The sequence below is a fragment of the Vibrio rotiferianus genome (assembly GCF_002214395.1).
Classification (GTDB): domain Bacteria; phylum Pseudomonadota; class Gammaproteobacteria; order Enterobacterales; family Vibrionaceae; genus Vibrio; species Vibrio rotiferianus.
Genome location: NZ_CP018311.1, coordinates 1,850,705 through 1,877,704, shown reverse-complemented (window position 1 = coordinate 1,877,704; position 27,000 = coordinate 1,850,705). Strand labels below are relative to the sequence as shown.

General features: G+C 43.9%; 24 protein-coding genes. 13 read left to right on the top strand and 11 right to left on the bottom strand.

Translation table 11 applies throughout. From position 1 onward, the window contains the following. Positions 1–11: 11 nt before the first annotated feature. The 3 genes from BSZ04_RS08665 (at position 12) to BSZ04_RS08655 (ending at position 3,774) form a co-directional block, all read left to right on the top strand. A complete protein-coding gene (locus BSZ04_RS08665; RefSeq protein ID WP_088880179.1) occupies positions 12–1,754 on the top strand; it encodes a bifunctional metallophosphatase/5'-nucleotidase in 1,743 nt (580 codons plus the stop codon). A gap of 529 nt (positions 1,755–2,283) precedes the next feature. Then, on the top strand, positions 2,284–3,303 hold the full coding sequence (locus BSZ04_RS08660) for a TerC family protein (RefSeq protein WP_038884051.1): 1,020 nt from the start codon (positions 2,284–2,286) through the stop codon (positions 3,301–3,303). Between the two features lie 279 nt (positions 3,304–3,582). Further along, the gene (locus tag BSZ04_RS08655; protein WP_010451858.1) at positions 3,583–3,774 is read left to right on the top strand and encodes a hypothetical protein; all 192 of its coding nucleotides are present in this window, start codon (positions 3,583–3,585) and stop codon (positions 3,772–3,774) included. Between the two features lie 100 nt (positions 3,775–3,874). Here BSZ04_RS08655 and BSZ04_RS08650 read toward each other — a convergent pair whose 3' ends face one another. From BSZ04_RS08650 to BSZ04_RS08630, 5 genes are all read right to left on the bottom strand, one after another. Beyond that, positions 3,875–4,780 carry a homocysteine S-methyltransferase family protein gene (locus BSZ04_RS08650; protein WP_088880256.1) on the bottom strand — a complete coding sequence of 302 codons (906 nt, stop codon included), beginning with the start codon at positions 4,778–4,780 and terminating at the stop codon, positions 3,875–3,877. 171 nt (positions 4,781–4,951) lie between these two features. After that, on the bottom strand, positions 4,952–5,509 hold the full coding sequence (locus BSZ04_RS08645; protein WP_010451854.1) for a PhnA domain-containing protein: 558 nt from the start codon (positions 5,507–5,509) through the stop codon (positions 4,952–4,954). A gap of 258 nt (positions 5,510–5,767) precedes the next feature. Then, on the bottom strand, positions 5,768–5,977 hold the full coding sequence (locus BSZ04_RS08640) for a YgdI/YgdR family lipoprotein (protein WP_010451852.1): 210 nt from the start codon (positions 5,975–5,977) through the stop codon (positions 5,768–5,770). A gap of 136 nt (positions 5,978–6,113) precedes the next feature. After that, entirely contained in the window at positions 6,114–8,510 is a 2,397-nt protein-coding gene (locus BSZ04_RS08635; RefSeq protein WP_088880178.1) for a VolA/Pla-1 family phospholipase, read from the bottom strand. Positions 8,511–8,530: 20 nt separating this feature from the next. Beyond that, positions 8,531–9,781 carry an outer membrane protein transport protein gene (locus BSZ04_RS08630; protein WP_088880177.1) on the bottom strand — a complete coding sequence of 417 codons (1,251 nt, stop codon included), beginning with the start codon at positions 9,779–9,781 and terminating at the stop codon, positions 8,531–8,533. Positions 9,782–10,195: 414 nt separating this feature from the next. On the opposite strand from BSZ04_RS08630, the gene BSZ04_RS08625 reads away from it, so the two are divergent. Continuing rightward, a complete protein-coding gene (locus tag BSZ04_RS08625; RefSeq protein ID WP_171052007.1) occupies positions 10,196–11,224 on the top strand; it encodes a site-2 protease family protein in 1,029 nt (342 codons plus the stop codon). Between the two features lie 73 nt (positions 11,225–11,297). On the opposite strand, the gene BSZ04_RS08620 is transcribed toward BSZ04_RS08625, so the two are convergent. Beyond that, positions 11,298–12,083, bottom strand: coding sequence for a M48 family metallopeptidase (locus BSZ04_RS08620; protein ID WP_088880176.1), 786 nt, complete (start codon positions 12,081–12,083; stop codon positions 11,298–11,300). 195 nt (positions 12,084–12,278) lie between these two features. Between BSZ04_RS08620 and BSZ04_RS08615 the strand changes: the two genes are divergently transcribed. The 5 genes from BSZ04_RS08615 to cutA all read left to right on the top strand — a co-directional run bounded on the left by BSZ04_RS08615 (position 12,279) and on the right by cutA (position 15,327). After that, positions 12,279–12,713: a hotdog fold thioesterase gene (locus BSZ04_RS08615; RefSeq protein WP_038883062.1), complete on the top strand. Its 435-nt coding sequence runs from the start codon at positions 12,279–12,281 to the stop codon at positions 12,711–12,713. A 17-nt stretch (positions 12,714–12,730) separates the two neighbouring features. Next, positions 12,731–12,964: a DUF3389 domain-containing protein gene (locus BSZ04_RS08610; RefSeq protein WP_010451840.1), complete on the top strand. Its 234-nt coding sequence runs from the start codon at positions 12,731–12,733 to the stop codon at positions 12,962–12,964. A gap of 79 nt (positions 12,965–13,043) precedes the next feature. Further along, positions 13,044–14,750: an SgrR family transcriptional regulator gene (locus tag BSZ04_RS08605; RefSeq protein WP_010451838.1), complete on the top strand. Its 1,707-nt coding sequence runs from the start codon at positions 13,044–13,046 to the stop codon at positions 14,748–14,750. Further along, positions 14,734–14,985: a hypothetical protein gene (locus BSZ04_RS08600; RefSeq protein ID WP_010451836.1), complete on the top strand. Its 252-nt coding sequence runs from the start codon at positions 14,734–14,736 to the stop codon at positions 14,983–14,985. The genes BSZ04_RS08605 and BSZ04_RS08600 overlap by 17 nt, the downstream gene beginning before the upstream one ends. A gap of 9 nt (positions 14,986–14,994) precedes the next feature. Next, complete coding sequence (gene cutA / locus BSZ04_RS08595) at positions 14,995–15,327, top strand: divalent-cation tolerance protein CutA (protein WP_010451834.1); 333 nt, start codon at positions 14,995–14,997, stop codon at positions 15,325–15,327. On the opposite strand, the gene BSZ04_RS08590 is transcribed toward cutA, so the two are convergent. Then, positions 15,289–15,885, bottom strand: coding sequence for a DUF2238 domain-containing protein (locus tag BSZ04_RS08590; RefSeq protein WP_088880175.1), 597 nt, complete (start codon positions 15,883–15,885; stop codon positions 15,289–15,291). The genes cutA and BSZ04_RS08590 overlap by 39 nt on opposite strands. A gap of 222 nt (positions 15,886–16,107) precedes the next feature. Here BSZ04_RS08590 and BSZ04_RS08585 point away from each other — a divergent pair, with 222 nt between their 5' ends. Together BSZ04_RS08585 and BSZ04_RS08580 are read left to right on the top strand one after the other, a co-directional pair. Then, positions 16,108–16,947, top strand: a complete 840-nt coding sequence (locus BSZ04_RS08585; RefSeq protein WP_010451829.1) for an isopenicillin N synthase family dioxygenase — start codon at positions 16,108–16,110, stop codon at positions 16,945–16,947. 113 nt (positions 16,948–17,060) lie between these two features. Then, the gene (locus tag BSZ04_RS08580; protein ID WP_088880174.1) at positions 17,061–17,681 is read left to right on the top strand and encodes a DNA-J related domain-containing protein; all 621 of its coding nucleotides are present in this window, start codon (positions 17,061–17,063) and stop codon (positions 17,679–17,681) included. Between the two features lie 114 nt (positions 17,682–17,795). Here the strand turns inward: BSZ04_RS08580 and BSZ04_RS08575 are convergent, their stop codons facing one another. The 4 genes from BSZ04_RS08575 to tesA all read right to left on the bottom strand — a co-directional run bounded on the left by BSZ04_RS08575 (position 17,796) and on the right by tesA (position 23,506). Further along, positions 17,796–19,451 (bottom strand): ABC-ATPase domain-containing protein, encoded by a 1,656-nt coding sequence (locus tag BSZ04_RS08575; protein WP_088880173.1) that lies wholly within the window; start codon positions 19,449–19,451, stop codon positions 17,796–17,798. A gap of 72 nt (positions 19,452–19,523) precedes the next feature. After that, positions 19,524–21,434 (bottom strand): bifunctional diguanylate cyclase/phosphodiesterase, encoded by a 1,911-nt coding sequence (locus BSZ04_RS08570; protein ID WP_088880172.1) that lies wholly within the window; start codon positions 21,432–21,434, stop codon positions 19,524–19,526. Positions 21,435–21,620: 186 nt separating this feature from the next. Continuing rightward, on the bottom strand, positions 21,621–22,820 hold the full coding sequence (gene fabV / locus BSZ04_RS08565; RefSeq protein ID WP_088880171.1) for an enoyl-ACP reductase FabV: 1,200 nt from the start codon (positions 22,818–22,820) through the stop codon (positions 21,621–21,623). Between the two features lie 83 nt (positions 22,821–22,903). Then, complete coding sequence (tesA, locus tag BSZ04_RS08560) at positions 22,904–23,506, bottom strand: multifunctional acyl-CoA thioesterase I/protease I/lysophospholipase L1 (RefSeq protein WP_010451818.1); 603 nt, start codon at positions 23,504–23,506, stop codon at positions 22,904–22,906. Between tesA and BSZ04_RS08555 the strand changes: the two genes are divergently transcribed. Beyond that, positions 23,505–24,200 (top strand): ABC transporter ATP-binding protein, encoded by a 696-nt coding sequence (locus tag BSZ04_RS08555; protein WP_010451815.1) that lies wholly within the window; start codon positions 23,505–23,507, stop codon positions 24,198–24,200. The genes tesA and BSZ04_RS08555 overlap by 2 nt on opposite strands. Next, complete coding sequence (locus tag BSZ04_RS08550) at positions 24,197–26,653, top strand: ABC transporter permease (RefSeq protein WP_162531038.1); 2,457 nt, start codon at positions 24,197–24,199, stop codon at positions 26,651–26,653. The genes BSZ04_RS08555 and BSZ04_RS08550 overlap by 4 nt, the downstream gene beginning before the upstream one ends. Positions 26,654–27,000 lie beyond the last annotated feature (347 nt).

Genomic DNA, 27,000 nt, shown 5'->3' with positions numbered 1-27,000 from the left:
AAAGAGAGAAGATGACGATGAATAAAAATCATAAGCCAGTCAGAATCAAATTGGCACACATCAATGACACTCATTCCTACTTTGAGCCAACGTCATTACAGCTGAAACTCAATATCGATAACGAACGAACACTAGAACCTTACGTGAGCGCTGGTGGATTTTCACGTATTGCAACGCGCGTAGAACAGTTACGCGACGACGCACAACGTCAAGGTCAGGGCATGTTGTTTCTTCACGCCGGCGACTGTTTCCAAGGTACGTTGTATTTTTCGTTATTCAAAGGCAAAGCAAACGCCGACTTATTAAACGCGCTAAACATTGATGCGATGGCTTTAGGCAATCATGAACTTGATATGGGTAATGAACCCGTTGCTCTGTTTTGTCAGCGTACCAACTTCCCTTTGCTTGCAGGTAACTGGGATTTATCGAATGAGTTGCCAACGAAAGATCACCGCATGGGCGATTGCGATAACGTATTGAGCTTCGATACTGGCACCCAAAGTGCGCAATATCTGGTGAAAGAGTTTCACGGAGAGAAAGTTGCCATCTTTGGTCTTTCTATCGACAAAATGAGCGACATTGCCAACCCCGATGCGGATACGCCATTCATCTCTGCCATTGAAACTGCTAGACATACTGTTGAACAAATTCATCAGGCGGGCATTAAAAACATCATCCTTTTAAGTCACTTAGGTTATGAAGGGGATTTAGAGCTTGCAGCACAAGTGGATGGCATTGGTATTATTGTGGGAGGCCATAGCCATAGGTTACAAGGTAACTTTTCAGCTATTGGTTTAAGTGAAGATGATCCTTACGGCATCCAAGTAAACGATACTTATGTTGTACAAGCTGGTTATCACGCATTAACCATGGGTCACTGTGTGCTTGAGTTTGATGAAAACGGCAAAGCAACCATGTTAAGTGGTCAAAATGAGCTATTGCTGGGACGTCGCATTTTCTGGGACTCAACGTTAAACGAGCAGTTAGACCAAGGTGTGTTTGAAGAGGCGTGTGATTTTATCCACGGTCAACCAAACGTGGTCGTTTGTAAAAAGCACCCAGAAACACAAGCCATCTTAAACGATAAGTACATCCCAAGAGTACGTAAGCTTCAATCACAAGTGATTGCCAACGTAGCTGAGAAGAAACGTCATGTTCGGATTCCTGATGAATTTGGCGGAAGTGAACTTGCTCCAGCAGTTGCACATTCTTTTTTGTACGCGCTAAACAAGCGGGGACATAAAATTCAGTTCGCTATTCATAACGCGGGAGGCGTGCGTACATCTCTCAACCCGGGAAATATTACCGTGGCAGATGTTGCCGGACGATTGTTGCCATTTGCCGTTCCAATCGGTTGTTATGAGGTGCAAGGAAAAGCCGTTCGCTTGGCATTGGAAGGTGCAATCAATAACGCCCTGAATAACGGTGTCGAAGGAACGGGTTCTGGTAGCTACCCTTATACGCATAACTTAAACTTTGAATACCTAGCAGAGGCACCGAAGGGGCAACGCGTTAAAAATCTGGAGGTTTTCGATGGTAGTCGTTGGTGTGAAATGGAAGATGAGTCTTGGTATTGTGGCGCTTCTTCTGCATACACCATGAAGGGTAAAGAGGGCTATGAAGCGTTGCTCAATATGAAGGGTGAAGGCTTTGTTAGCAATCTTTCCATGGCAGATTGCTTTATCGAGTTACTGACGGACCAGCCGAACTGTTTGAACCAAAGTCACAAACTTTACTCCCAGAGAAACCAATGACGTAAATTGGTATCTTTTTTGCTCAAGTGTTATGGCACATGCGAGTAAGAGGAAGAGAGTATGTGGAATAGCGATTGGGCTGATGCAGCGGTTGTTGTTGCGTGGGTTACTGTTTGGTCAACACTGGTTTACTTTGTACCACTAACGGGCTTATAAAGACCAAGCATTCAGAAAATTAGGAGCACGTATGTGCTCCTTTTTTACGTTTGAATCTTTTAGAATTCATGCTGTTGATAAATTATTCTCAATAAAATACTGTATTTTTATCGATAACGATTTTTTGTTGGAGATCCCTCCGAGCAGGCGTATGATGGCGGCGTTTGGGGAGTAGTTAGCGCAAGTTTATTTATCGTCATCTCGTTAAGCATCAGCTTATCCGGTAAATAAAGGTGTCACCTGATTCGTCACGTGATCACTTCAACGAGACCAACGCATTCATTGATTAGCAGACACATGGGTAATGTGACTGCTGGTTTGTATTGTTTGCGGAAGGTCAGCCCGAATAATGTCCTTCCGCATGGGAGGAAGCATGTCTCTTATCGAAAATACCACCCAATTAACCCAGTCTGTTCCACTGCAAGAATCACTGACAATGTACGGTGTGTTCGGTCTATTTACCTTGGTTTTAGTCGCACTTGATATTTATCAGACTCGTGGCGGCGTGATTACCATGAAAAAGGCAATTGGCTGGAGTGTCTTTTGGTTCTTACTAGCGTTTGTCTTTGCAGGCTCTATCTATTTCTTCTGGGATTATTACGCGCCACACAGCGTGTATGGTCACGAGAAAGCAACGATATCATTCTTAACAGGTTACTTACTTGAGAAGTCATTAAGCGTTGATAACCTATTTGTGTTTGCGATTATCTTTGCGCAATACAAGGTGCCAGAGCATTTGCGTCCACGTGCTCTATTATGGGGCGTGATTGGTGCACTTGTACTACGTGCGATTATGATCGGAGTTGGTGCTCAGTTACTTGCACAATACCATTGGGTACTTTACCTATTCGCAGCGTTCTTAATTTGGACTGGTATTAAACTAGCGCGAGATAAAGGCGAAGAAGAAGAAGTTAACCCGTACCCAGAGCAGTTCATTCGCAAATTTTTACCAGTGACAGATGAGTATCAAGGAAACCACTTGCTGCTGAAACAAGCGGGTAAGTGGGTCGCGACGCCGATGCTGATCGTTGTTGGTGTGATTGCGGTGATGGACGTAATGTTTGCTTTGGATTCGATTCCAGCAATTTTTGCAGTTACACGCGAACCGTTCTTAGTATTGGCTGCTAACGTATTTGCTCTGCTTGGTTTACGTTCTCTGTACTTTGTACTTCAAGCAATGTTGGACAAGTTTGTGTACCTAAAACCAGCTCTATCTGTAATCATGATGTTCATTGGTACTAAAATGCTGTTGGTGGGCACACAATACGAAATTCCAACTGTTTGGTCACTTACGTTCTTGGTGACGGTAATGACAACTGCAGTTATTGCTTCTATCTATAAGAACAAAACAACCAATACAGTTAGCGTTAAAATTACTAATCAAAATCCATAGTGATTTTGTAAAATCCTAAACATTAGGAATAATTGTTAGTTAAAATAATGTTACTAGGTGGCTTGGGTTTACAGGCGTAAATCCAAGTTATTCAACAATAGATGCGTCAATCTGCATAACTATGCATTTGGTTGAGTTTTGTATTTCAATGATTTGTAATGAGTTTGTTTTATAAGAAAAACTAATCTGAATTACCAAATTTTGTCATTTTTTGCTCAGAGAAAAAATGACTAATATACAACCAACGAAACAAATTACTGCTTTTAAAGAGAGGCAATCATGGCACAAGCAATGCAAATGACAAATGTAGCTTTACCAACCTCTATGGATAAGAAGACCTACTCGGTTAACTTCAAAGGATTGATTGCTCACCTATTAGACATTCTTTTCGTAGATAACTCTGCACCACGCAGTTACTACGCAGAAGACTTGTCTTCTCATATTCAGAAAGACATCGGTATGTACCGTTAATCTGACTGGAAAGCGAATTGAAAATGCCGGCTTCATCGCCGGCATTTTTGTATCTGAAATCTACACTTCCTCTAAGGAATAGTGCGGACTAGCTTTGTATTTAAAGGGAACTTTTCCAATCTGACAGAGCTTTGATGTGCTCTGGCCCGATCCCGCAGCATCCACCTATAATGGTTGCCCCTTGTTGGTGCCATTCTTGCGCAAAAGTTAAGTATTCCTCTGGTGATAGTTCTCGCATTGATTGTAATGCGCAGTTCGCTTCGTGGTTAGATTTGATAGCGGTGAAGTTGTTCGCGTAAACCCCAATTTCAATATCGAGCATGTGTTGGTCTAAAATCGCCTTGGTGTCACTGACGGCTTTTGCCATCACTTCAGGTACCGAGCAGTTAAAGTAAATGGTGATGGTATTTTTTGTGCGTCCACTTTGTGTCAGACATTCAATGGCTTGAATAACGGTTTCCCCAGAGCGCAACAACGCGGTTTCTAATGAGTCATCATTAAGAGAAAAGGCGTACGCAGTAGGTTTGACACTGTTTTCGAAGACCTTTTGTAAGCACTTTAGCTCTTCTAGGCTGCAGATGGTCTCTGCTAACCAAAGGTCAACATAATCTTCTTGAGCTTCATACAAAGTACGGAAAATGACTTCGCCTTGTTTAGGTTCGAAAAGGTCAGGGCGATAGCTACCAAATGCAGGCGGTATGCAGCCCGCTACTCGAACAGGTTTCGGCGACTTGTCTGCACATTCACGCGCAATTTGCGCGGCAAAGCGTGCTAGTTCACTACCTTGTTGCTCGTAAAGCTCTTGCCCAAGGTGGAATGGCACGCAGGCATAACTGTTCGCGATGATGATTTCAGCGCCAGCTTGAATGAAGTTATTGTGCGCTCGGTAAACGAATTCTGGCGATTCAATTAGAGCTTGTGCGCTCCAAAGCGGTTGAGTGAATGGGGCGCCCATGCGTTTAAGCTCTCGTCCCATGCCGCCATCAAGGATGGTTAACTTCTTCATACTATAATCCATCTTATTTTTTCCTTCTCGAACCTTAATCGAAAATGGATGAGATCGAAAGCAACCAATTTAGGAGATTAAGCGGGAAGGAAGAAAGACAGGGGAAAGAAGGAACACAGAAACGAAAACGGGGTTCCGCTTGGAACCCCGTCAAAGAAAGTAATGTTGAGATTACTTCTTACGGCAGTATTCAGCGATCACGTACATTGACTGACCGCCGTTTGCCTTACCTGAAACAAGTTTAGGGTCATCACCAAGGCTGATACCACGAATAACAGTACCTTGTTTGATTACTTGGTTAGTACCTTTAACTGGTAGGTCTTTGATTACTGTTACATCGTCACCTTTCTTAAGTTCAGTGCCGTTGCAGTCAACAGTTTTGTCGTCAGCAGACATACCTTTCATAGCCCAGTTCATTTGCTCTTCTTCCATGTACATCATGTCAAGAGCGTCTTGAGCCCAGCTTTCTGTGTTTAGGCGAGTAAGTTGGCGCCATGCAGTTACTTGTACTGCTGGAACCTGACTCCACATGCTGTCGTTTAGGCAGCGCCAGTGGTTAATGTCTTTAGGATCTTCGATCTCACCATGGCACTTATCACAAACCATGATAGCGGTATCAACTGTTACGTTACCGTGTGGTGGTACCGCGTAAGCAGTTAGTTGAGATTCAGAAGAACACAGTTCACATTTTGACTCGCAGCGAGCAAGCAGAGTAGCTTCGATAGACATAAGGACTCACCTTAGTAATGTTTTTTGGGTGGCGGTATTATCCACTTTATCCTGAGAAATAAAAGGGTGTTAGAGAATTAAAGGCGAGATTTTACAATATTCCAACCTGAAAGGAGCGAAGATGTAAAATATTGGCTAAACAAATAATATATAGAATATAAATAATGGTGCCAATTGTGTTGAGTGATGAATTAATCGTATTGATAAACCACAAAACTGAGAGGATAACGCCTCCCAATCTCTCAGGAGGCGAGAGGTTTAGCGTTCTATTATTTGTACTATCTCATCTTTCGAAATACTCATTTCTTTGCCGTCTACATCCTCATACTCATACATCCCAGTTTCTTCATTTAAATCTGGTTTTCCGTATGAGGTGATCATTTTCCCTTCATTTGTAGACATGAGATATTGGCTACTACCACAAGCCACTAAAAGAACAGCTGTCACTATAACGGCTAAAGCTCGCATAGAAGTTTCCTTGTGTTAGGTTGGTGAACTACGATAACTATTCAAATATAGCAGAGGCTCTGAAAAGGGCTGCTTGTTGAAAGAAATAAAAACGCCCAGCCAAAAGACTGGGCGCTTAATACTCATCGATGACGCTCTATTTTAGTACTGTTGTATTCGTAACAGTGGATAGAGAGTTGTCTTTAATGAAGTCAGCATTTTGAGCCTGCATTTCAAAGTAGTACGGTTGTTCAATCGTCGTTAGCGGAACAGCAAATGTACTGTGCTTACCATCACTACCAAACTGAACGAAGCTCGCACTGCCGACAACGCTTGTGTCTGAAGCATTGACCACTTTCAGCCCTAACTTCGCTGCGAGTGGTTGAGTACCAGCAAAAGGAGCGCCAGGGACGCTGTTTGGTACGGTGTCATCACCTTCGACTTGAGCCATGTAGAATGGCGTTGATAAGGTACCTTTTGCAGTTAGATCACTAACGTTGCTAAATGGGTCAACGGTATCTAAAGCGGTCTGTGCTGCATAGATAAATGAATTAAAACCAGCACCTAAAGCTGCGAGCTGTTCCGGGGAAGCTACCGATTCAAATGTCTCATAACAGGCTTTGTCTTCAATATCTGCACAACTTGCGTCTGCATAGCTACGATAGTCAGCTGATGCAGCATACGCTAAGTTATGTTTGATTTGTGGACCATAGCTTGCCGAACCAAGTAGCAAATTGCCAATTTGTCCGCCTGAATTAAATAGTGACGCGGAGCTAAATTTATACAGAGCATCAGCTTGGTCTGAGCCCAGCGTATTGTTTGCAGCAGCGACGGTAGACGCACCAACAATGCCACCAAGTGAGTGACCTAGCATCTTCACTTGCGAGCCCGCTAGAGGGTTAAAACCTTGAAGAGGGCCGCCGACGAATAACCCACCTTGTGCAGATACAACTAAGCTAGCTCGAAGGCCAAGTACGTCAAGAATACTTTGACGAAGGTTGTCACGTGCTACCGCGAGGTTAGACAGGTTTAGGTAAGCCAGTACATCCGCATTTGCTGAACGTTGGTCATCTAGGCTACGAGTACCATGGATAGGCAGGTCAATGGCGATAACAGCAACACCTTCTTTGACCATGTTGAAGGCAAAGCCATACGCGTTCTCTTTTGCTGAAGTAATACCGTGCTGATAGATAACAACGTCTTTTGCCACAGAATCCGCTGGAGTGAATAGTAACACTTCAACATCTTCGACTGACTTAACTTGTGGTACTGGTGAATAACGGGTAATAAGGCGCTCTTCATCCAACTGCTGACCGTTAGAAAGGTGTAGCTCGGTACCAACAAGCTTGAGCTGTTCATTCACATCAGTAGCAAGTTTAGTCGGGTCAATACCGAGTTCTAACAGCGACGCAAGAATGGCCGGGTCTTCAATAGAACCACTTACTTTAGCCAAACTTGGCATTGCCGATTCCATCGGCTGCATGTTCCAGTTTGTACCTTGCTCTAGATAGTGAGGCAGGCGAACCACGCCTTGAGTAACATTGACGTTAGCACCAGACATTGCATACAACCCTTTAATCGCCTGTTTTAATTCAGGAGAAGAAGAGAAGTATTTATCGAAATCCTCGTCGTTATCAAATGCAGTAACAAAATCTTGAGTTTGCCCCAGAGATAGTGTGTAAGCGGTCGATAGTTCAATCCCCGTTTCCGCTGGATCGTTTTTATACAGGGTGTTAAGTGTGTTTGCACCGGTAGCGAAGCCTGTTGCAGTTACGCCTTTTACTGCTGCAAGCGTGTCCCCAACAGATTGAGTGCTAAACCATGAAGAGTAAACGATATCGGCAGGATTAACGTTCGCTAAGCCAGCTTGAGTGGCTATACCAAAGATACCCTCAATGCCAGTTGTTGCCGCTTGTACAAGTGCAAGATCACCCGTTTCGTACTTAACTTCTTTAGATTTGGCGACCGCGTAGCTAGAAGAGGTGCCGATAGGATCTCCGTTTACATCATTGACTTCTTGTGTCACCGCGAATACATACTCGCTTGATTCGTCAAGAGCATCTGCAAACTGAATGTATAGAGAGTTACCATTTGCTTGAACGACAAAGTCTTGATTGATGGTCAAGACTTCAGAGATAGGGTTTGAAGCGCCGTCCCAGTCAGTCAGGCGTTGATTAATTTTAATCACGCTAACACCAGATGCTAGCATACCTGTAGCAAAACCTTCGCCCTTGAAGTTTAGTACGATAGGCATAGTGGTTGACCAACCATCCATCGTATTCATTGCAGCGCGAGGATTTGTTAGCTGATCATCGCCATCGGTAGGGATCGCAAGTGTACCGTCGCTGGAGTCCATTAGTAGGAATGACGGGGCTGGGACATCTGCGTTTGCTCCTTGAAGGGTAAAGCTAATTTCGGTGTTTCGATCCAACAGCGCTTGCACTGCAGGTTCAAATGTAACGGTTTCAGACGTGCCTGAACTTGATGTGTTATCACCACAACCAGCAAGAAGGATTGCAGAACAAAGCAGTGATAGGTTGAATGTGTGTTTCATTGGTTTACTCCGTTATCCCATTACTTGAAGGTGTAGTTCATCTGTACTGCACTGATGTATGCACTACCTTCTGAGTCGAACGTAATTTCTTGATCTGCAGCATTGGTTTCTTTGAAAGAACCAGACTTACTTTTCACGTAGGCAAAGCCTGCATCAAATGTCAGATTTTCTTTCATTGCGTAAGTCACACCTGCGCTGTACCAAAAACGATCGCTATCAGGGATACTCAGTGTTGCTTTACCTGCTTGCTCGTCAAATGCGATACCTGCACGCAATGTCCATTCAGAGTTCAATGTGTATGTGCCACCAAATGAGTAACGGTTGTTGTCTTCGTATTTCTCTGGTTTGTAGAAGCATTGACCAGCAACACCATCGTTACATTGTGGGCTTGTTGCTTTTAGCTCCTCGAAGGTGCTCCAGTCAGTCTGTTGCCATCCGTAATGGATAGCCCACTGTTCAGTAAGTTGGTGGAATGCAGACAGCTCGATGATAGAAGGAAGAGAGATTTGTAAACGACCATCTACTTTTGCCGCTGAAGCGATCCCTGAATCGTAACTACTAAATTCACCTTCATCGAAGTCTAGGTCTACCTTAGAGCGGTAGCCGAAACCAAAACGGTTGTTTTCATTCAGCTCGTAGAGACCGCCGATGTTCCAGCCCCAAGCAATGGTATCGCCTTCCATGCCAATCAGATTGTCAGACGTTTTGCTATCGGAGCCGAATAACGGCGCTAGCGCACCTTTGTGGCGAGTAAGTTTTGCGTGCGCATAGACAAGGTTAATACCACCACCAATACTGAATGACTCATTAATGCGGTAAGCGATATTCGGGTTAATGTTCACTGACAACAGGGATGTATCACCGGCCATGTCGCCAGCAGAGATATCATTAGGATAATCTGTTGCAACGCCATAAGTCGTAAACATGCCGATACCCCAAGCCCATTGGTCATTAATTGGGCTGATGTAGTAACCAGCTGGGACAATTTGCAGTGGCGCTACGTCGTCAGCATGTTCCTTATGGTAGGTGTCATAAACATTTACTTCAGGGTCAACGATAGATAGTGCACCTGAAAACTGAGCCTCTTTGAAAAGTGTCATAGCAGCAGGGTTACGTGCAAGGACGCTCGCATTGTCTGCGACGGCGCCTTCACCTGAAAATGCTCTACCAAGACCAGATGCTGAGTGTTCAGCGACCTGAAAGCCCGCCGATTGGGCGTTACACGCAAACAATATTGATATTGTTAGCAGAGAGCAGTGCTTCTTGTTCATCCTTGACCCTCCTAGGGTGTCATTATGGTGGACCGAAGTCCTTGTAATTGTTGTATCGTGCCTACACCTGTTGTCATCGAAGTGAATTTCAACCTTGATGTAAACGCAATGTTAATTCTATGTTTAATATCTTGTCAAAGAATGAGTGTCTTTTGTGTTTTAAATTTGATGCATAGGTCAAATGAGGTTTTGTAAGGGCATGTATTATGGATATATTTTTATAAGAAATGGTATGACCAGAATTCTTTTGTAAATCTAATGGCTAAAACGCCATCAAATACCTCTTGTTAACAGGGTTTGTTGAAAAGGGAACTTAGGGCATAATCGTTAAACTCGTTATTCTTGTTGTTAAGGTGAATTTTGGAATTAATGAATATTGAGTTTTTAGGTCGTCCATTACGACTTGAAGGCTCTATGTCAGGGTGGCAGCAATTATTTTGGGACAATACTTTGGTGTCACAAATTTCGGCCAGTGACGACGATTCCGGACAGACAAAACATGAATTCAAACTCGTATCCGGCGAGGAAGTTCTTCTATGTCGGCTCGATTGTGAGCTAAATTGGCAACCCTTTGATTATCGCTATCAAGTTAGAGTAAATGACACGGTGGTGAGTGAAGGAAGGCGCAATGAAAAAGACATTGAACGTCAAGTCCCAGTTGAAGCGCCACCAGCAGAGAATCGCTTTAGTTTGATCGGTCTTGTATCGCTTGGAATGAAGGCGCTGAAAAGCGCAAAAGTGATTAAGGTTGCACTAGCCTCAGCAAGTTTAGCTGCGTATTCATGGTTGTTTTCCATCGAGTTTGCCTTAGCGTTAGTGGCATGTCTTGTCTTTCACGAATATGGACATATTCGCGCGATGAAGCACTTTGGTATGAAGACTAAAGGTATTTACCTTATCCCATTTTTGGGTGGGTTGGCACTGAGCGATGAGAAGATAAATACACGATGGCAAGACGTGGTTATCTCAATAATGGGACCCTTCTTCGGATTAGTGCTGAGCATTGTGTTTACCATTTTATATTGGATGACCGGAGAGATGATCTTTGCTGGTCTGGCGGTATTTAACGCTTTGCTAAACCTTTTCAACTTGTTACCAATTCTGCCATTAGACGGTGGGCATGTACTGAAGAGTATTACTTTCTCCATGAATTCATGGATAGGTCTAGTCGGTAGTATCGCAACTGCGGCATTGGGAATTTACATCAGCTACGCATTCGGTTTAACGTTGCTAGGGTTCCTGCTAATCATGGGGATGTTAGAAGTAGTCATTGAATGGCGGTCAAGACACCATAGCCATTTGCTGCCTTTAACGCGCTACGGGCAAATGTTCTCCTTTGTTTGGTACTTGCTTTCAGTCGGTGGTTTTGTCGCCATTATTTGGTATTTTGCAGGGCTTGGGGATAGCTTACTCAGTTTGCCACTGCAGATTCTTGGGACCTAGTCATAAAGCGTTCGACAAAAAAAGCTCCGTGAATGGAGCTTTTTTATTAGAGTACTGGGTGTTGTGCGTCAAACTAACTGCACTTAGGTGCCTTTACGTTATAAGCAGGCAATGTGTTGATCGTAGCCTGTAGGTCTTTGATACGAGTACTGTGCGAAGGGTGAGTTGAGAAGAACTCAGGAGGCTGCTCACCGCCAGCTTTACTCATATTTTTCCAAAGGTCGATGCTTTGATTTGGATCGAACCCAGCTTTGGCCATGTAATCCAAGCCAACAATATCAGCTTCAGATTCCTGTGTGCGACCGTACGGTAGCATGACACCATATTGTACACCAAGGCCTAACGCGGCCATGGTTGCTTGCTGGTATTGCTTGTACTCAGAAGCGCCAATAGCGACATTTGCTAGAGAAAGCCCAGCATTGGCGAGTTGGCTCTGAGAAAGACGCTCATTACTGTGGTCTGCTAAGACGTGTGCGACTTCGTGACCAATAACAGTGGCGAGTTGATCTTGATTTTTTGCAACTTTCAATAAGCCTGTATAGACGCCTATTTTCCCGCCAGGTAGCGCGAATGCATTAACTTGGTCACTATCGAATACAACGACTTCCCAATCTTTGAATCCCGCTTGAGGTGGGATAGTGTCTGTGATGCGTTTTGCGACACATTGTACGTAAGCGTTGGTCTTTTTGTCTTTGCTGATCGGGATCTCTTTCTTCATCTGATCAAAAGAGTTGGCACCTAAGGATGACATCTCCTGATCAGAGAACATGAGTATTTGATTTCGACCAGTCGGCGAAGCACTACAGGCAGTGAGACCGACGAGCGAAAAAAGAACAGACGCTTTGATCCATGTCTTCATAATGGGCTCCATATACAAATATTTTTTGTTTTGAAGCAATAGTATAACGCTTAGTGAAGAAACGTTAAGTCATTATGTGGATTACATTTAGAGTTGTGTTTCGTCTTGAAGTCAGGATGCGTTCAGGACTATGCTAGACGCACTTTTAAAAGAAACATCAACCGGTGCAATACTGGGTGAAACAAGAGCAAACGAATGAGTATTTGGAAAAAGCCGATCGACCTGGACATTCTTAACGCAACGTCAAAAAATACTATGATGGAGCACCTACAAATCATCTATACCGATTTTACGGATGACTCGCTTACTGCGACTATGCCTGTTTGTAGTTTTACTCATCAGCCTCTTGGCATGCTTCACGGTGGTGCGTCTGTAGTATTAGCTGAAACGTTAGGTTCGCTTGCCGCAAACTTTAGCGTAGGTGAGGGCAGTTACTGTGTTGGTTTAGACATCAATGCAAACCATGTTCGAGCTATGCGGAGTGGACATGTCATTGGTACTGCAAAGCCCGTCCATCTTGGTGTTTCAACTCAGGTATGGCAAATTGAAATCACCGATGAACGTGGTCGATTAGTCTGCACCAGTAGATTAACAATTGCTGTTAAACACCAGAAAGAAAAGTCAGTGTAAGAGAGAAGACAGCGAAGATGGTTATAGAATTTTCTCTTGGAAAAATTATCGCAACGCAGCGAGAAATCGTCATTAAACTGAGCGGTAATGGAATGGTTACAATGCAAGCTCAAACCGATGCTATTCAATTACTTGGTCGCGGTGCAAACGTTGTATTGGCACATGGAGCGGAAAGTAAATGGTCGATCAAACTCGACGATGAAGATCAATTACGCCAACTGGCGCAAGAAATTGGCATCGACATTCAATAATTTGCACGTCTGAGTTTGCACTTTTTGCAAAAAATGAGGAAACTTAGTTTATCGTTATGAAAACTAAAATTTCCTCTTTATGAGTAGCCCTCGTTTACGTGTTCAGTTCGAAACACTGTTTGAAAAATTCTCTGGTAATGACACGGAAGTTCAACTCGAAGACATTACCGACGCGCTTTTCTGTACTCGCCGAAATGCTCGAATCGTCCTCAATAAATTAGAGGAAGAAGGGTGGATTGAGTGGCATCCTGCCGCTGGTCGAGGCAAGCTATCTACACTCATTTTTAAACGTAATCGCAGTGATGTTAGCGAGAACCTTGCACGCCGTTACTTAGATGAAGGCAAAATTGGTCAAGCGTTGGAAGCGTTAGATAATGACGCTGCCAAGCTTACCCAAGTTATTCAAGGTTACCTTGGCCTCCAACATCGTCAAGGCGAGCAAGTGGTACGTTTGCCGTATTACCGACCACTCTCTATGTTAAATCCGCAAAAGCCGATGCGTCGGTCTGAGCAGCATATTGCCCGCCAGGTATTCAGTGGTTTAACCAAGCTCGATGACAACGAACAACTTCAACCAGACTTAGCGCATTATTGGGAGGCGCTGTCTGATACTCACTGGCGTTTTTATCTCCGCCGTGGTGTACGTTTTCATAATGGTGAATTGCTCTCTACTGACTGCGTCATTGAAAGCATCAGTGCATTAAGTGAACTGAACCTTTTCTCTCATATCGAAAAAGTGGTTTCACCTGAGCCTTGGACGGTGGATATCCATCTGGTTCGCCCAGATAAGTACTTGCCGCTCGCGCTGAGCGAATCACAGGCGAAAGTGCTGTTATCCAAAACCCTTCGTTCAGAGGAGTTTGATAGAAAACCCGTGGGCACCGGGCCATTTCAAGTGAAAGTAAACGATGACAAGCGTTTAATCCTAACGGCGTTCGATGGCTATTTTGGACTACGTCCGTTACTTGACCAAGTGGAGGTGTGGGTCATCGATGAAGCGTATTCGTCGATGGTGTACCCAAGCTTAACCAAGCCGCAAATGGATAAACAAGCTTCTACCGACGAAGTCGAGCTCGATCCTGGGTGTACTTTCTTACTACTGAATAAAAACACAGGTATCGCTAAAGATCCGCGTTGGGCTGAATTTCTAAGCCAAACGTTAAACAGTTACCAAGTATACGCTCATGTGCCTCAAGACAAAGTCATCGAGTTGGGGGTACTTCAAGCCTTTGGTCTGAAACCAGGATGGATTGATCTCAGACCAACTTCAATGGGCGAGGTACCTCAAAAAGACAAAGCCATTTGCGTGGCCTACCAAAAGAAACACCCGATGTTCCCTGTTATTGCAAAAGCAATCAAAACCTTACTTAAACCATATGGGGTTGAGGTTGAGTTCATCCGATATGATACGCAGCCACCTTCACCAGAGGCAGTGGATGTTTGGATTAAAGCTATGGGTATTGCGACTAACCGTAACGATGCTTTAGCAGGTTGGTTGTTGGATTATAGCGACATCGACAAGTTTAGTGCTGGTTACGATTTCTCCCGCTGGGCGGGGCTGGTGGACCAATGGCGTGCTGGTCAACACAGTGATTTTCCAGCTCGTGAGTTAGGTAGACAACTCGTGAAGAGTTGCCAAGTTATTCCTATGTTTCACTGTTGGCTAGGGGTAAATAAAGATCACAGTGGTGCGCTACAAAACGCCAAGTGTAATGCCCTTGGATGGTTTGATTTCAGCAACGTATGGGTAAAACCAAAAATAGAGAAAGATGGCGAAACCAAATAAAAAGCAACCAACTAAGACGGTTGAGATATATTGCGCAAAATGTAAAACACAGTTGTTTAAATATCGTAAAGGTGGCAAAGGCGCGCTGGTGAAATGCTTCAAAGAACGCATTGTTGAAGACTTCACTAATACGCCTTGCATTTGCCCAGGTTGTGAACAAGAGTTTGCAAGAGATACGTTAGTAAGAGGAACACCTGCCTACAAAATGATTGGTGGCAAGGTAACGATGAAATAAGAGTCAGTTATGAGCGAACAACATGAATACTGTATGGTACTGAGCACTGCTGGTTCAGAACAGAATCGAGACGAAATCATTAAAGGTTTGTTAGGAGGGCAGCTTGCTGCGTGCATTCAGACCATGGAGATTGAAAGTCACTACGTTTGGAAAGGTGAGGTGTGCAGCGACAACGAATGGTTGTTGATCATCAAGACGCGAAAAGATCTTTACGCGTTAGTTGAGGACAAAATAAAAGACCTGCACGAATATGAAGTAGCTCAAATCGTACAGGTTCCAATAGTAGAAGGCTTTAACCCTTATCTAGAATGGCTTCGCCAATCGACGTTGAGTTGTCAGTAAAAACAGTGACACTATTGCACCCATTGTGTCACACAGCATGTCTTTCTGGGCATCCCAAATATCACCTTGTGATCCTAGGAAGGCAATACCCTCATCACCACCAGCGATTGCTGCATACCACCACTCAATGATTTCGTAGCCAGCTGCGAGTGACATAATCGCAAACAACGCAAACCAAGATGCAAAACTAGCGCTGATTTTTTTCTTATTAATCAGATACTCAGCAATAGGATAGGCGTACAGGCCAATCGAAAAGTGAGCAACACGGTCGAAGTTATTACGCTCAGAGCCAATCAAGTTATTAAACCAATCGAATGGAACTTCCGCGAAGGTATATTTGGCACCAACCGTGTGAAGGCAAAGCCAAATAAACATCAGCACATAAGCGGTGTTACTAAACTGGTAACGGATAGAAAGAGCCCAAATAGCGATAAGTATACCGATGGCTGGAACGATTTCCGCAAACCAAACCGCGCGAGAGCTTGGTTCTAGGGCTGAGAACAAGAAAACGATAGCGTAGAAAATGGTCAAACCCAACAGGGTGGAAGTACTTTTCATACAGAAATTGATCCTTCAATTGAATACTGAGTCTATGATTACACTTAATTGTACAGTGTGCAATTAATAATTTTAACAGCGAGATGATTACTTTTTATGTTGATATATTGGCAAACTGCTCAACAATAAAACGTTTGCGCGTAAACATTTCATTAAAGTTTGATTTACAACATGCCCATCCATAGAATTCACCGTTCAGTCTAATAAAAAAGAAGTTAAGTCATGAAACTGGAAACTGTCGATTATCTTGCTGACGACGCTGCTCAACAGTTCGTCACCTCACTGCGCGAAACGGGCTTTGGTGTACTTAAAAACCACCCAATCCCTCAAGAGCTAGTTGAGTCTATTTACAAAAATTGGTACGAGTTTTTTTGCTCAGAGCAAAAGAACGATTTCCACTTCAATGTTGAAACACAAGACGGATATTTTCCTCCATCAGTTTCTGAAGTCGCTAAAGGTCATTCCGTAAAAGACATCAAAGAGTACTTCCATGTGTACCCTTGGGGTCAGATGCCTGAGCAATTAAAAGAAGAAATCTTAGAGTACTATGAGCGTGCAAATGCATTTGCTCAAGAGCTGCTTGGTTGGGTAGAAGAATACGCACCAAAAGAGGTGCAAGAGAAGTTTTCTATTGCACTGTCTGAAATGATCAACAACAGTGACAAGACGCTTCTACGTGTGTTGCATTACCCACCAATGACAGGTGAAGAAGAGCCAGGCGCTATCCGCGCAGCAGCGCACGAAGATATTAACTTATTAACGGTTTTGCCTGCTGCAAATGAGCCGGGCTTACAGGTAATGAGTAAAGAAGGTGACTGGTTAGACGTGCCATGTGACTTTGGTAATCTGATCATTAACATCGGTGACATGCTGCAAGAGGCGTCGGGTGGTTACTTCCCATCAACGACGCATCGCGTGATCAACCCAACTGGTGGCCGCCAAGAGAATTCTCGTATTTCTCTGCCGTTATTCCTCCACCCTAAACCAGATACAGTTCTTTCTGAGCGTTACACTGCGCACAGTTACCTGATGGAACGTTTACGAGAGCTAGGCGTTATTTAACCTAACGAGATCTTGCTTCAAAAGGCTGACAGTATATTACTGTCAGCCTTTTTGTATTTATGGTACAAATTGACTAGCTTTAATAACAGGTACTTAAAACGGTTAGGGGATTCATGGACGAGCAATGTAACGTTTGCCAAAACAGCCAGCAATACATGGAAAACCCATTGTTATGGCCCATTCTAGAAATTCTCAAAAAGCAACCTTCGGACTGGAAGGTCCATACACTAGCACAGGAACTTAGTGAGCGCAGTTACATTCCTCAATTGGATTCATCTCCAGACAAAGACTTGTTTAAACGTAACTTCTTACTGATGAACGCGCTTTATCAGCTACAAGAAACGTTATACCCCGACGGCTGGCTGCAAGTTGAAGCAATGAATATTGTCCTGATGTCGGCCATTGAAGCCTCTCGTCACAGTATTGATACCAATGATCCTCTCAGAGAGTATTACCTTGATTGGAAAAACTACGAAGCTAATGAAGGTGAGGTACGTAGGCTGCTTAATGAATTCTGGAGTCGATACCAACGTTATATAGGTGGAAACTCATCTTCTGATTTAGACCGCGCCAAGGCGCTGAGTTTATTTGAGTTAAGTGCAGATGCTACTAAAGCAGAAATCCGAAAGCAGTGGCGTAAACTCGCACTACGTTGGCATCCAGACAGAGACAATGGGGATTCAGAGCGCTTTCGGGTTTTATGCGATGCATGGAATGTTTTACGTAACGGGTGATAGGCTTCATGTTACGACGTAACAAGTTGAGCTTATTTGTGATACTCCCCAATCTACTTCAAACAAAAAAGGCAGCGTTCTATCGCTGCCTTTTGCTATTCGTGTTGCTCAATATTAACGAGAAGGTTTGAACTGAGACTTACGCATGCGGTTTAGCGCAGCCATCACATCAAGAGTACGTGGCTTCGCTAGATCACCTTGTTTTGGTAGCGTAGCGTACCACTCACCAGACAGCATCTCTTCGATTTCTTTTGCTGGGTGGTTACACCAACCTGGCAGCTGTGCGATTTGGAACCATAGCCAACCAATTGTATTTACTTCATCAGCCGACTCAAGTTGCTCGAGAGCACTTAGGTCAGTGAACTCTTTACCGAAACGAAGAGAGTCTTTACCTTTTGCACTCACACGGAACTTACCGTCGGTCAAAATGTTCATCAGTGCGACGCGGTTTAACGCACGAGGGCGGAACATTTGTAAGCTTTCTTCAGATTCGTTATGACGCTGAGTAGGGTGCTGCGCAATGACTTGTTTTGCTTTTTCTGTCACATCTACGGCTTGGTAATCGTGCATTTGGATTACCGTGTCAGCAACGTCTAGATAATCACCAGAACCGCCCATAACGATGATAGTTGAAATTTCGAGCTCATCGCGCAGTTGGCCAATTCGGTCAACAAGCGGTGTAATAGGTTCATCGCCTTTAGCGACCAACGCCTGCATACGTTCATCACGAATCATAAAGTTGGTTGCTGAGGTATCTTCATCGATAAGCAGTGAACTTGCGCCTGCTTCAATAGACTCTTGCAGCCAAGCGGCTTGAGAGGTTGAACCTGAAGCGTCTTGTGTAGAGAAATCTGCCGTATCTTTACCCATTGGTAAATGGTTGATGTAGTTCGACAGATCCAAATGATGAACACAGCGACCATCTTCAGCGCGAATCTTCATCGCATTAGCGTCAGTAACGATGTACTCACGGCCATCGCCAGGAATGTGATCGTAGATAGAGCGCTCAATCGCATTCAATAGCGTTGATTTACCATGGAAGCCACCACCGACAATCAGTGTAATACCTTTAGGAATGCCCAAACCAGTCACATAGCCTTTATTTGGCGCATGCAGTGTTACTTGCAGTGACTCTGGGGCTTTGAACTCCACTGCGTCTTTCATTGGTAAATCACAGTTACCTGCAATACGAGGAAGTACACTACCATTAGCGACGAAAGCAATAAGGTTATTCACTTCCAATTGCTCGCGCAAAGCGGCTTGGTCTTCTACAACTTTACAGTGTTCAATCAAAGCTTCTTTGTTAAGTTCACGTGCAAGTGTTGCACGACGAACGAATTTCGGTAAGTAGAAGGTTAGAATGTTATTGGCTTTCTTACCTAAAACAGAACGACCTTCAGCAGGTAGGTTTACTCGAAAACGAAGTTCGATGCCTTCCTCAGTAAAGAGCACAGCTGTGTTATCTAGAACCGTTTGACCGTTAAGTGCAATAGAGACTGCATTTTCTTGTTTTGCAAACTCATCAAAGCTGCGAGCAATGAAATCGCGTGCTGCACGTTGGAATGCCGGAGATTCATCTTTTAGCCATTCAAGACCGGTTAAAGACCAAGCGCGAGTAGCACGTAGGCGAGAAGCAGAAGCATATGGGTCACCTTGTACATAGTCGATGTACAAGTCGAAATCACCAAAGTCGTACTGACCTTTGATTTGTTGGTATGCGCGGTAGTTCTGCTTTTCGATTTTCTTAAGCGTGGCAGTCAACTGATCCATGAAGATAATGGCCTTTTTATTGGAAGCGGGCGGGGATTATAGAAACCACCGCTATCAGAGTAAAGAAAATGCTTAGGAAGAATAGTGGTATTGACCACCTAATAGGTTTTGATTAAACAAACTTTGCTCAAATTCATTGCAAGGCATGGGTTTACCATACAAAAAGCCTTGCCCGATATCACAACCTTCTCCAATTAAAAATTGCTCTTGCTGATGGGATTCGATCCCTTCGATGACCACTTGAAGTTCGAGCTTTTTAGCAATGTGAATGATCGAACAAATGATGGCTCTATCATCGTCAGATTTTTCCATTTGTTGTACGAAACTCTTATCGATTTTTATCGCGTCGAAAGGGTATTTCTTCAAATAACTGAACGATGCGTAACCGGTACCAAAATCATCAAGTGACAATGTCACGCCTAGCTTATGTAGCTTATTCAATGTGTTGCGTGCGACAACTTCGTCGGCAATGAGCGCGCTTTCCGTGACTTCCAACTCGAGGAAGTGCGCAGGCAAATGGAAGGTTTCCAGCAAGTGCTCAATCTGCTCGGCAAAATTAACATTCTGTAGCTGAATTGGAGAGACGTTCACGGCCATCTTAAAATTGTCTACCAGCTCAGACCATTGCTTCGCCTTGTCGATAGCGGTGCGAAGAACAAACGCACCCACTTCAAATATCAATCCATTTTGTTCTGCCATGTGGATTAAAGCTTCATTTGAAACATCTCCGAGCACTGGGTGGCGCCAACGCAACAAAGCTTCTGCACCAATCCACTTGTGCGTATGGGGCAGCACTTTAGGTTGGAAGTACAACATTAGGTCGTCATTACGCACGGCTTGAAGTAAATAGCTTTCTAATTGGTTATGGTTATTGAGGGCTTGAGTGTGACTCTCACAGAAGTAACTGAATGACTCACCGGATTCTTTACATAACAGCATTGCGTAACAGGCATTCTGTAGCAACTGTTTTGCGTAACTACTTTTACTTGCCTGAACTACGCCAATGTAAGAATGTAGGTGGACTTCGCTCTCATTGATATAGAAGTTACCGACACTAATGTGAGTAATGTCTTCCAATAGGTGCTGAACTTTTGATTCGATGTTCTCACCCGAAACAACAATCACCAAATCGTTAGAGCTGGGTCTTCCTGTAATGAAATAACTTGACTCACTGTGGCCAAGACGGAAGCGAAACTCTTTAAGCACTTCGTCAAAGGCTTCGAACCCATACTTCGTCTGAATGCTGCGCGCGTTACTGAAACCGATGTTAAGGACGACTAAAGATTCTGTGTCGTGATTCATTGCACTCAGCGTATCATCTAAGAAGGCTTCAAGGGCCCCACGATTCAAAAAACCAGTCCCTTGATCATGAGTTTGTTGGTAATCCACTTGCTTCTCAGCGGCTTTGCGGCGGTCAATTTCTTTGGTCAATGAGTAACTGAGTTGGGCAAGGTCCGTCGTCCGGTTTTCTACCCGATGTTTAAGTTCATTATTCAATCGCAATAGTTTGTGTTGCTGAAAAACAACAGCGAGTTGCGCTTCAATGGATTCTTTAAACGTGCTTAATAACTCACGATAAGTGTCGGAATATTGATTCTCTTGTGTGTCGAGCATACAGATGGTGCCAAAGGTTTCACCGTTTGGCCAATAGAGTGGTAGGCCACAATAGGAAATCATTCCTAGTTTAATATCTGGGTTATCTTGCCATTGCTCATCAAGCAGCGCGTTAGGTACGTTTAGCTCGCGCTTATTTTCAATGACATGCTCACAATACAACCCGTGCCCAAGCTCTTCTTTATCCCCGACGCGATATGGGTTCCCCGGTGTTTCGCTGGCAGTGTTCACCTCAATGTGCTCTGGATGGACACGCATTATCAGTGTCGTTGGCACATCGGCGATGCGAGCTAAAAGATTGACTATGTTTTGCCAACTCTTTCGCATTGATTTTGGGATTTCATAATCTAGTGTTTGAAATGTTCCCATAAGGTCATCCTTTCCCTTAAATTCACGTCCTGTGAAAAATACATTTTGTTGTTTTTATTGTTTTAGCTTTTTACCACTTGTTTTATATAAGTATAGGGGTGACGGGTTCTGAAACAAAAAAAAGTCCTGAAAACGTTTCAGGACTTTGAAATACTGCGCACTATCTCAGTAGTGAGACTGAAGAAATTAAGGTTTTAGCGCCTTCAATGTCTTCATAGAAATGCTTTGTGAATAGTCGACATCTTCAAAGTTAAAGCCATTTAGCTTCATAAACTCATCTTTAAAGCCTTCGTAGTCACCAAGATCTTTGAAGTTTTCCGCATTCATTTGCTCTAATAATAGCGACACTTCTCCTTGTACCTGAGGATCGAGTTCAAGATCATCAATACGAATCAAACGCTCACCATCGACGGGTACTTTTTCTTGGTCATACAGTTTAGTCGTAAATAGGCGCTGCATTTGTTCTATACAGCGTTCATGCGTGCCTTTTTCTTTCATCACTCGGTATAGAGCAAGCAGGTAAGGGCTTAGTGCTGGTATAAAAACACTAGCCTTGGTCACCAGAGCTTTACATACGGTTGCGTACGCGCCGCCTCCAAAGTTTGCCATCTTGATATTGAGAGCGTGGCTGGTTTGATGAAGATCGACTTTTGCGCGACCCAGAGTGCCATCAAGGTAGATAGGGTGGGTTACTTCTGGTCCCATGTAAGAGAACGCAATAGTTTTGCAGCCTTCTGCCACCGACTCGGAGTTGATTAGTGCGTCGATCCAGCTTTCCCAATCTTCGCCACCCATAACTTTAATCGTTGCTTCAGCTTCTTCTTCGGTTGCTGGTTCAAGCGTTGATTCAACCCACTGGTCGTTCTCTAGCATGATAGATGCACCAGTGACGGACTCGCCAATTGGCTTAATGACACTGCGCCAGAACTCGTCAGATCCTGCTTTAGGGCGAATACCTGTTGCTAAGCTATAAATCACTAAATCGACTTCACCCTCAAAGTAAGTTTCGATAGCTTCAATTACTTGGCTACGAACAGTATCGGAAAATGCGTCGCCGACGATATTTATGGCGGTACGGCCGTGATGAATGGCTTCTTCTTTGAAGTAAATATTGTTGTACCAACCCGCGCTACCAACTCCTTTATCAGAAGGGCCTCGTTCGAACGAGACTCCGATAGTGTCGGCTTCTGCACCGCCAAAGGTGAGAGCGATGCGGGCTGCTAAACCGAAACCGGAAGAAGCACCGATGATCAAAACACGTTTGGGGCCTTTTTTGATTTGTGGTGCTTGTTGTACGTAATCGATTTGCTCTTTAATAGAAGCTCGGCACCCATACGGATGTGCAGAGCGAGCGACAACACCTTTAATTAACGGTTCTATTTGCATTGTTATTATCTGACCTTGGTGAATAAGATACCGCTCAGAGTAACGTAAAGTTTGGTAAAACTTATTGAGCTAGACCAGTAAAATTAGAGATGTTTAACCAATTCTTGGGCAACGAAGTCCGCGATAAACGGTTGTGCCTCTGGTTTAGGGTGCAAGCCATCGTCCATCATCCATTCGGGTTTTACGATGATCTGCTCTAAGAAGAATGGCATCAAAGTGACTTGTTGGTGCTCAGCTAATTTCGGATAAATGTCATAGAACATATCGCTGTAGCGTTTACCGTAGTTGGGTGGAACACGGATTTGCATCATGATCACATTCGCACCAGAATCTTTGATCATGGTAATCATTTTCGATAAGTTTGACGTAATAAGTTTAGGTGGAAAACCACGAAGACCGTCGTTAGCACCGAGCTCAATGAGGACTAAATCGGGAGAATGTTGTTCAAGGAGGGATGGTAAACGAGCAAGGCCATTACCTGTAGTGTCTCCAGAGATACTGCCGTTTACAACTTTTACATCTTGACCATGTTCTAATAGCGCATCAGGAAGTAAGCTGGGCCAGCTCTCCTCGATTGGCATTTGATAACCAGCACTTAGGCTGTCTCCTAAAACAAGCAACTTTTCGCTTGCCTGAGTAGTCGCGGAAAGACAGAAAAAGAGAACTAAGGAAAGTATACGAATCATGCAAACACCTTTACTTAAAGCACCTATTGTTCAAGCTAATTTGGTTTCTAAACAAGTCTCTACTAATCACGAGCATTTAACAATCCTTAAAAATGTAAATGTTGATATTAGAAAAGGGGAAAAGATCGCCATTGTAGGCACCTCTGGGGCAGGTAAATCGACACTAATGACATTGCTTGCCGGATTGGATACACCAACCTCAGGTGAAATCACATTGCTCGGTCATGAGCTGTCAAAATTAGACGATGAAGCGCGTGCCAAAATTCGTGCAGACTCATTGGGTTTCGTTTTTCAAAGTTTCCTTCTAATCCCAAGTTTAAATGCGTTAAGAAACGTGACCCTACCTTGTCTTTTACGTGGCGAAGCTGAGAATGATGCAAGAGCGAAAGAGCTGCTCACTGCCGTGGGGCTTGAACAGCGCCTAACTCACTTGCCAAGTCAGTTATCCGGTGGCGAGCAACAACGTGTGGCGCTTGCACGTGCTTTCATGACTCAGCCAGAACTCTTATTTGCGGATGAACCGACTGGAAACCTTGACCACCAAACGGCGGAGAAAGTTATTGAGCTCCTGTTTGACTTGAATGAACAACATGGCACGACCTTAATACTTGTAACGCACGATAGTCACTTAGCCAGCCGTTGTGACCGAGTTTATCGAATGGAAGCAGGGGAATTACAGGAGGAGACAATATGACCGTGATCTCTTCCAGAGAACAAGAGCAAACTCAAGCTAGCAATCATGTGAAACAATCACCAAACAAAAGCCTATTGCGCTGGAGCTTAAGTGAAATACGTCAAGGCAATCTGTGGCCGATCAGTGTTGCTCTGATTTTAGTGATTGCGAGTATTTTTGCGCTTTCTGCATTAGCTGAGCGAATGGAGCAAGTGATTGTTAAGCAAGGTAAGGACGCTTTAACGGCGGACGCGGTGTTTGTATCTGCCAATCCAATCCCAGACACGTTACTAGCTGCTACTGATGAGATGCAACGATCTTCCATGACACGATTTGCTACCATGGCTTTTAGTAATTCGGGTATGCAGCTCATTAATGTTCGCGCGGTTGATGAGCAATACCCTTTGATGGGGGATTTAGTGCTCGACAACAACTCGTCAGGTCATATCAAAGAAAACCAACTGTGGTTAGATGAACGCATTATGGCGCAGTTGGATGTAGACAAGGGTGACATTGTCACAATAGGCGATGCCGATTTCACCGTTTCTGGTGCAGTCTTAATGGAACCCGGATTGAGCTTTAACCCTTTCCAACAAATGCCTTCTGCTTACATTCATAACAGTGACGTTGATAAGACAGGGGCTATTCAGGTGGGTAGTCGAGTGCAATATCGCTTATTCCTTAAAGGGGATGATGCGACACTAGCACAACTGCAAGACAGTACTGAGCTTTCGCCAAGTGATCGTTGGCGTACGCAAGATACGGCAAGCCGAAGTAATGAAGTTTTTGAGCGCACGACTCAGTATCTTTCATTGACCGTGGCAATTGTCATCATCATGGCGGCGACAACGTTGGTTTTAACTTGCCAAAGCTACGTAAACAGTCGAACCCAAACTATCGCGATGCTGAAGAGTCTGGGTGCTAGTCGTCGTTGGATTGAAAAATGGTTGCTGATTCAAGTTACCATCTTGTTGGTTAGTGCGAGCATCGTAGGTTTGCTGCTTGGTAGCGGCTTGGAATATTTATTGAGAATTCCATTAAAAGATCTGCTACCTAATCCACTGCCAAGTTACGGTGTCACTCCAATTTTAATTTCAGTTGTATCTGCGGTTCTCATCACAGTGCCTGCTTTGGGTATTCCTCTACTTGGGTTGATTAAAACACCAGCCCTTGAAGTGCTTCAACAAAGTTCAGGTAAGCGTTCATGGAAACGAATGTGGTTGGTCCTAGTGCCGGTTGTACCATTACTTGTTCTTTACGCAAACAATACGTTGGTTTGGATTGTGCTTGCAGGCATCGCGGGACTGTTTGTTGTACTTGCTGCGGTGAGTGTTGCATTAACCAAATTATTTGCTCGCTTCTCAACTCGCCCAGCGATGAAACTCGCACTCAGTCGAATTAACCGTACGCCAGTGACGAGTGGTTTGCAGTTTGGTGCCTTATCACTTTCGCTCATGTTGCTTTCAATTATCTGGCTAGTTCGTAGTGACATTCTTGCCGATTGGGCGAGGACACTACCTGCGGATGCTCCTAATGTTTTTGCTTTGAACATTGCCGACTATGAGTTAGATAGCTATTTGGAAACATTAGATAATAACAACGTGACACGGTCACAGGCTTTCCCGATCATTCGGGGTAGATTATCGGAAATTAATGACGTCAGCGTTAGAGAACTAAAATCAGAAGGTCAGGGCTCTGACGCGGTGAGTCGTGAACTCAATCTTACTTGGGGAGATTCTCTGCCAGAGTACAATGACATTCTTTCTGGAGAGTGGACCAACAAAGACAGTGTATCGGTAGAAGCAGAAGTTGCCAGTGAGCTTGGCATTGAGTTGGGCGACAAATTACGATTTGTTATCAACAGTCAGAACTTCGATGCGACAGTAGACAGCATTCGTCATGTTGAATGGCGGGATATGAAACCGAACTTTTATTTCATATTCTCTTCAGACGTCATGGCCAGTTTGCCTGGCTCATACCTGATCAGTTATCGAATTAATGAGGATAACGAAGCGCTGTTAACATCGATGTCACGAGCGCACCCGACCGTGTCTGTGCTCGACATTCGTACGATGGGAAATAAAATTCAAGAATTGATCCAACAGATTGTATCAGCGATAACGATCCTAGCATTGTTAGGTGTTGTTTCGGGACTGTTGTTGATATTCACGTTACTTCGATTGAGTCTATCTCAGCGTCAACAAGAGATCCGACTATACCGAACATTAGGATCAAGCAAGAAGCGTATCAATACGACACTGTGGGCTGAATATGGCATCATGGCGATAGTGGCGAGCGGGGTTGCCGTATTTGCGGCAGAAGCGTGTGTAGCAGCGGTAATGACCTATGGGTTTGAACTTAATGCACAGATCCACCCTGAATTGTGGATAGCTTTGCCATTTGTGACGTTTGTTGTACTTGCGCTGGTGGTCATGAGTCTGTTGAAAAGATTGTTAACGCCCGTAAACACTTAAATAGCCTCTATTTAACGACTGCGGGAGTACTCCATGACAGTTTTATTTTAGTTATCCACAAAAACAGTGGATAACTTTTGGGATAACTGAAGTCATAGTTATATGGGGTATTTCCGCAGGCTTTATGCCATGGGTGTTAGCGGAAAAATATTATTCACATAGGTGCAAAAACAGGGGTTCTCTACAATCTCGTCAAGCATTTTTTTTGGAATTTTTTTGCTTTCAAAAGTAACTTTTTACGTAAACCCTTAACAAACGCAAACCCATGAACTTTTTGTGATTTTAATCGTTCACAAACCCGAGTAGAATCCACCTTAAGTAAAGATTTGTTCTTATAAAGTTTTCAG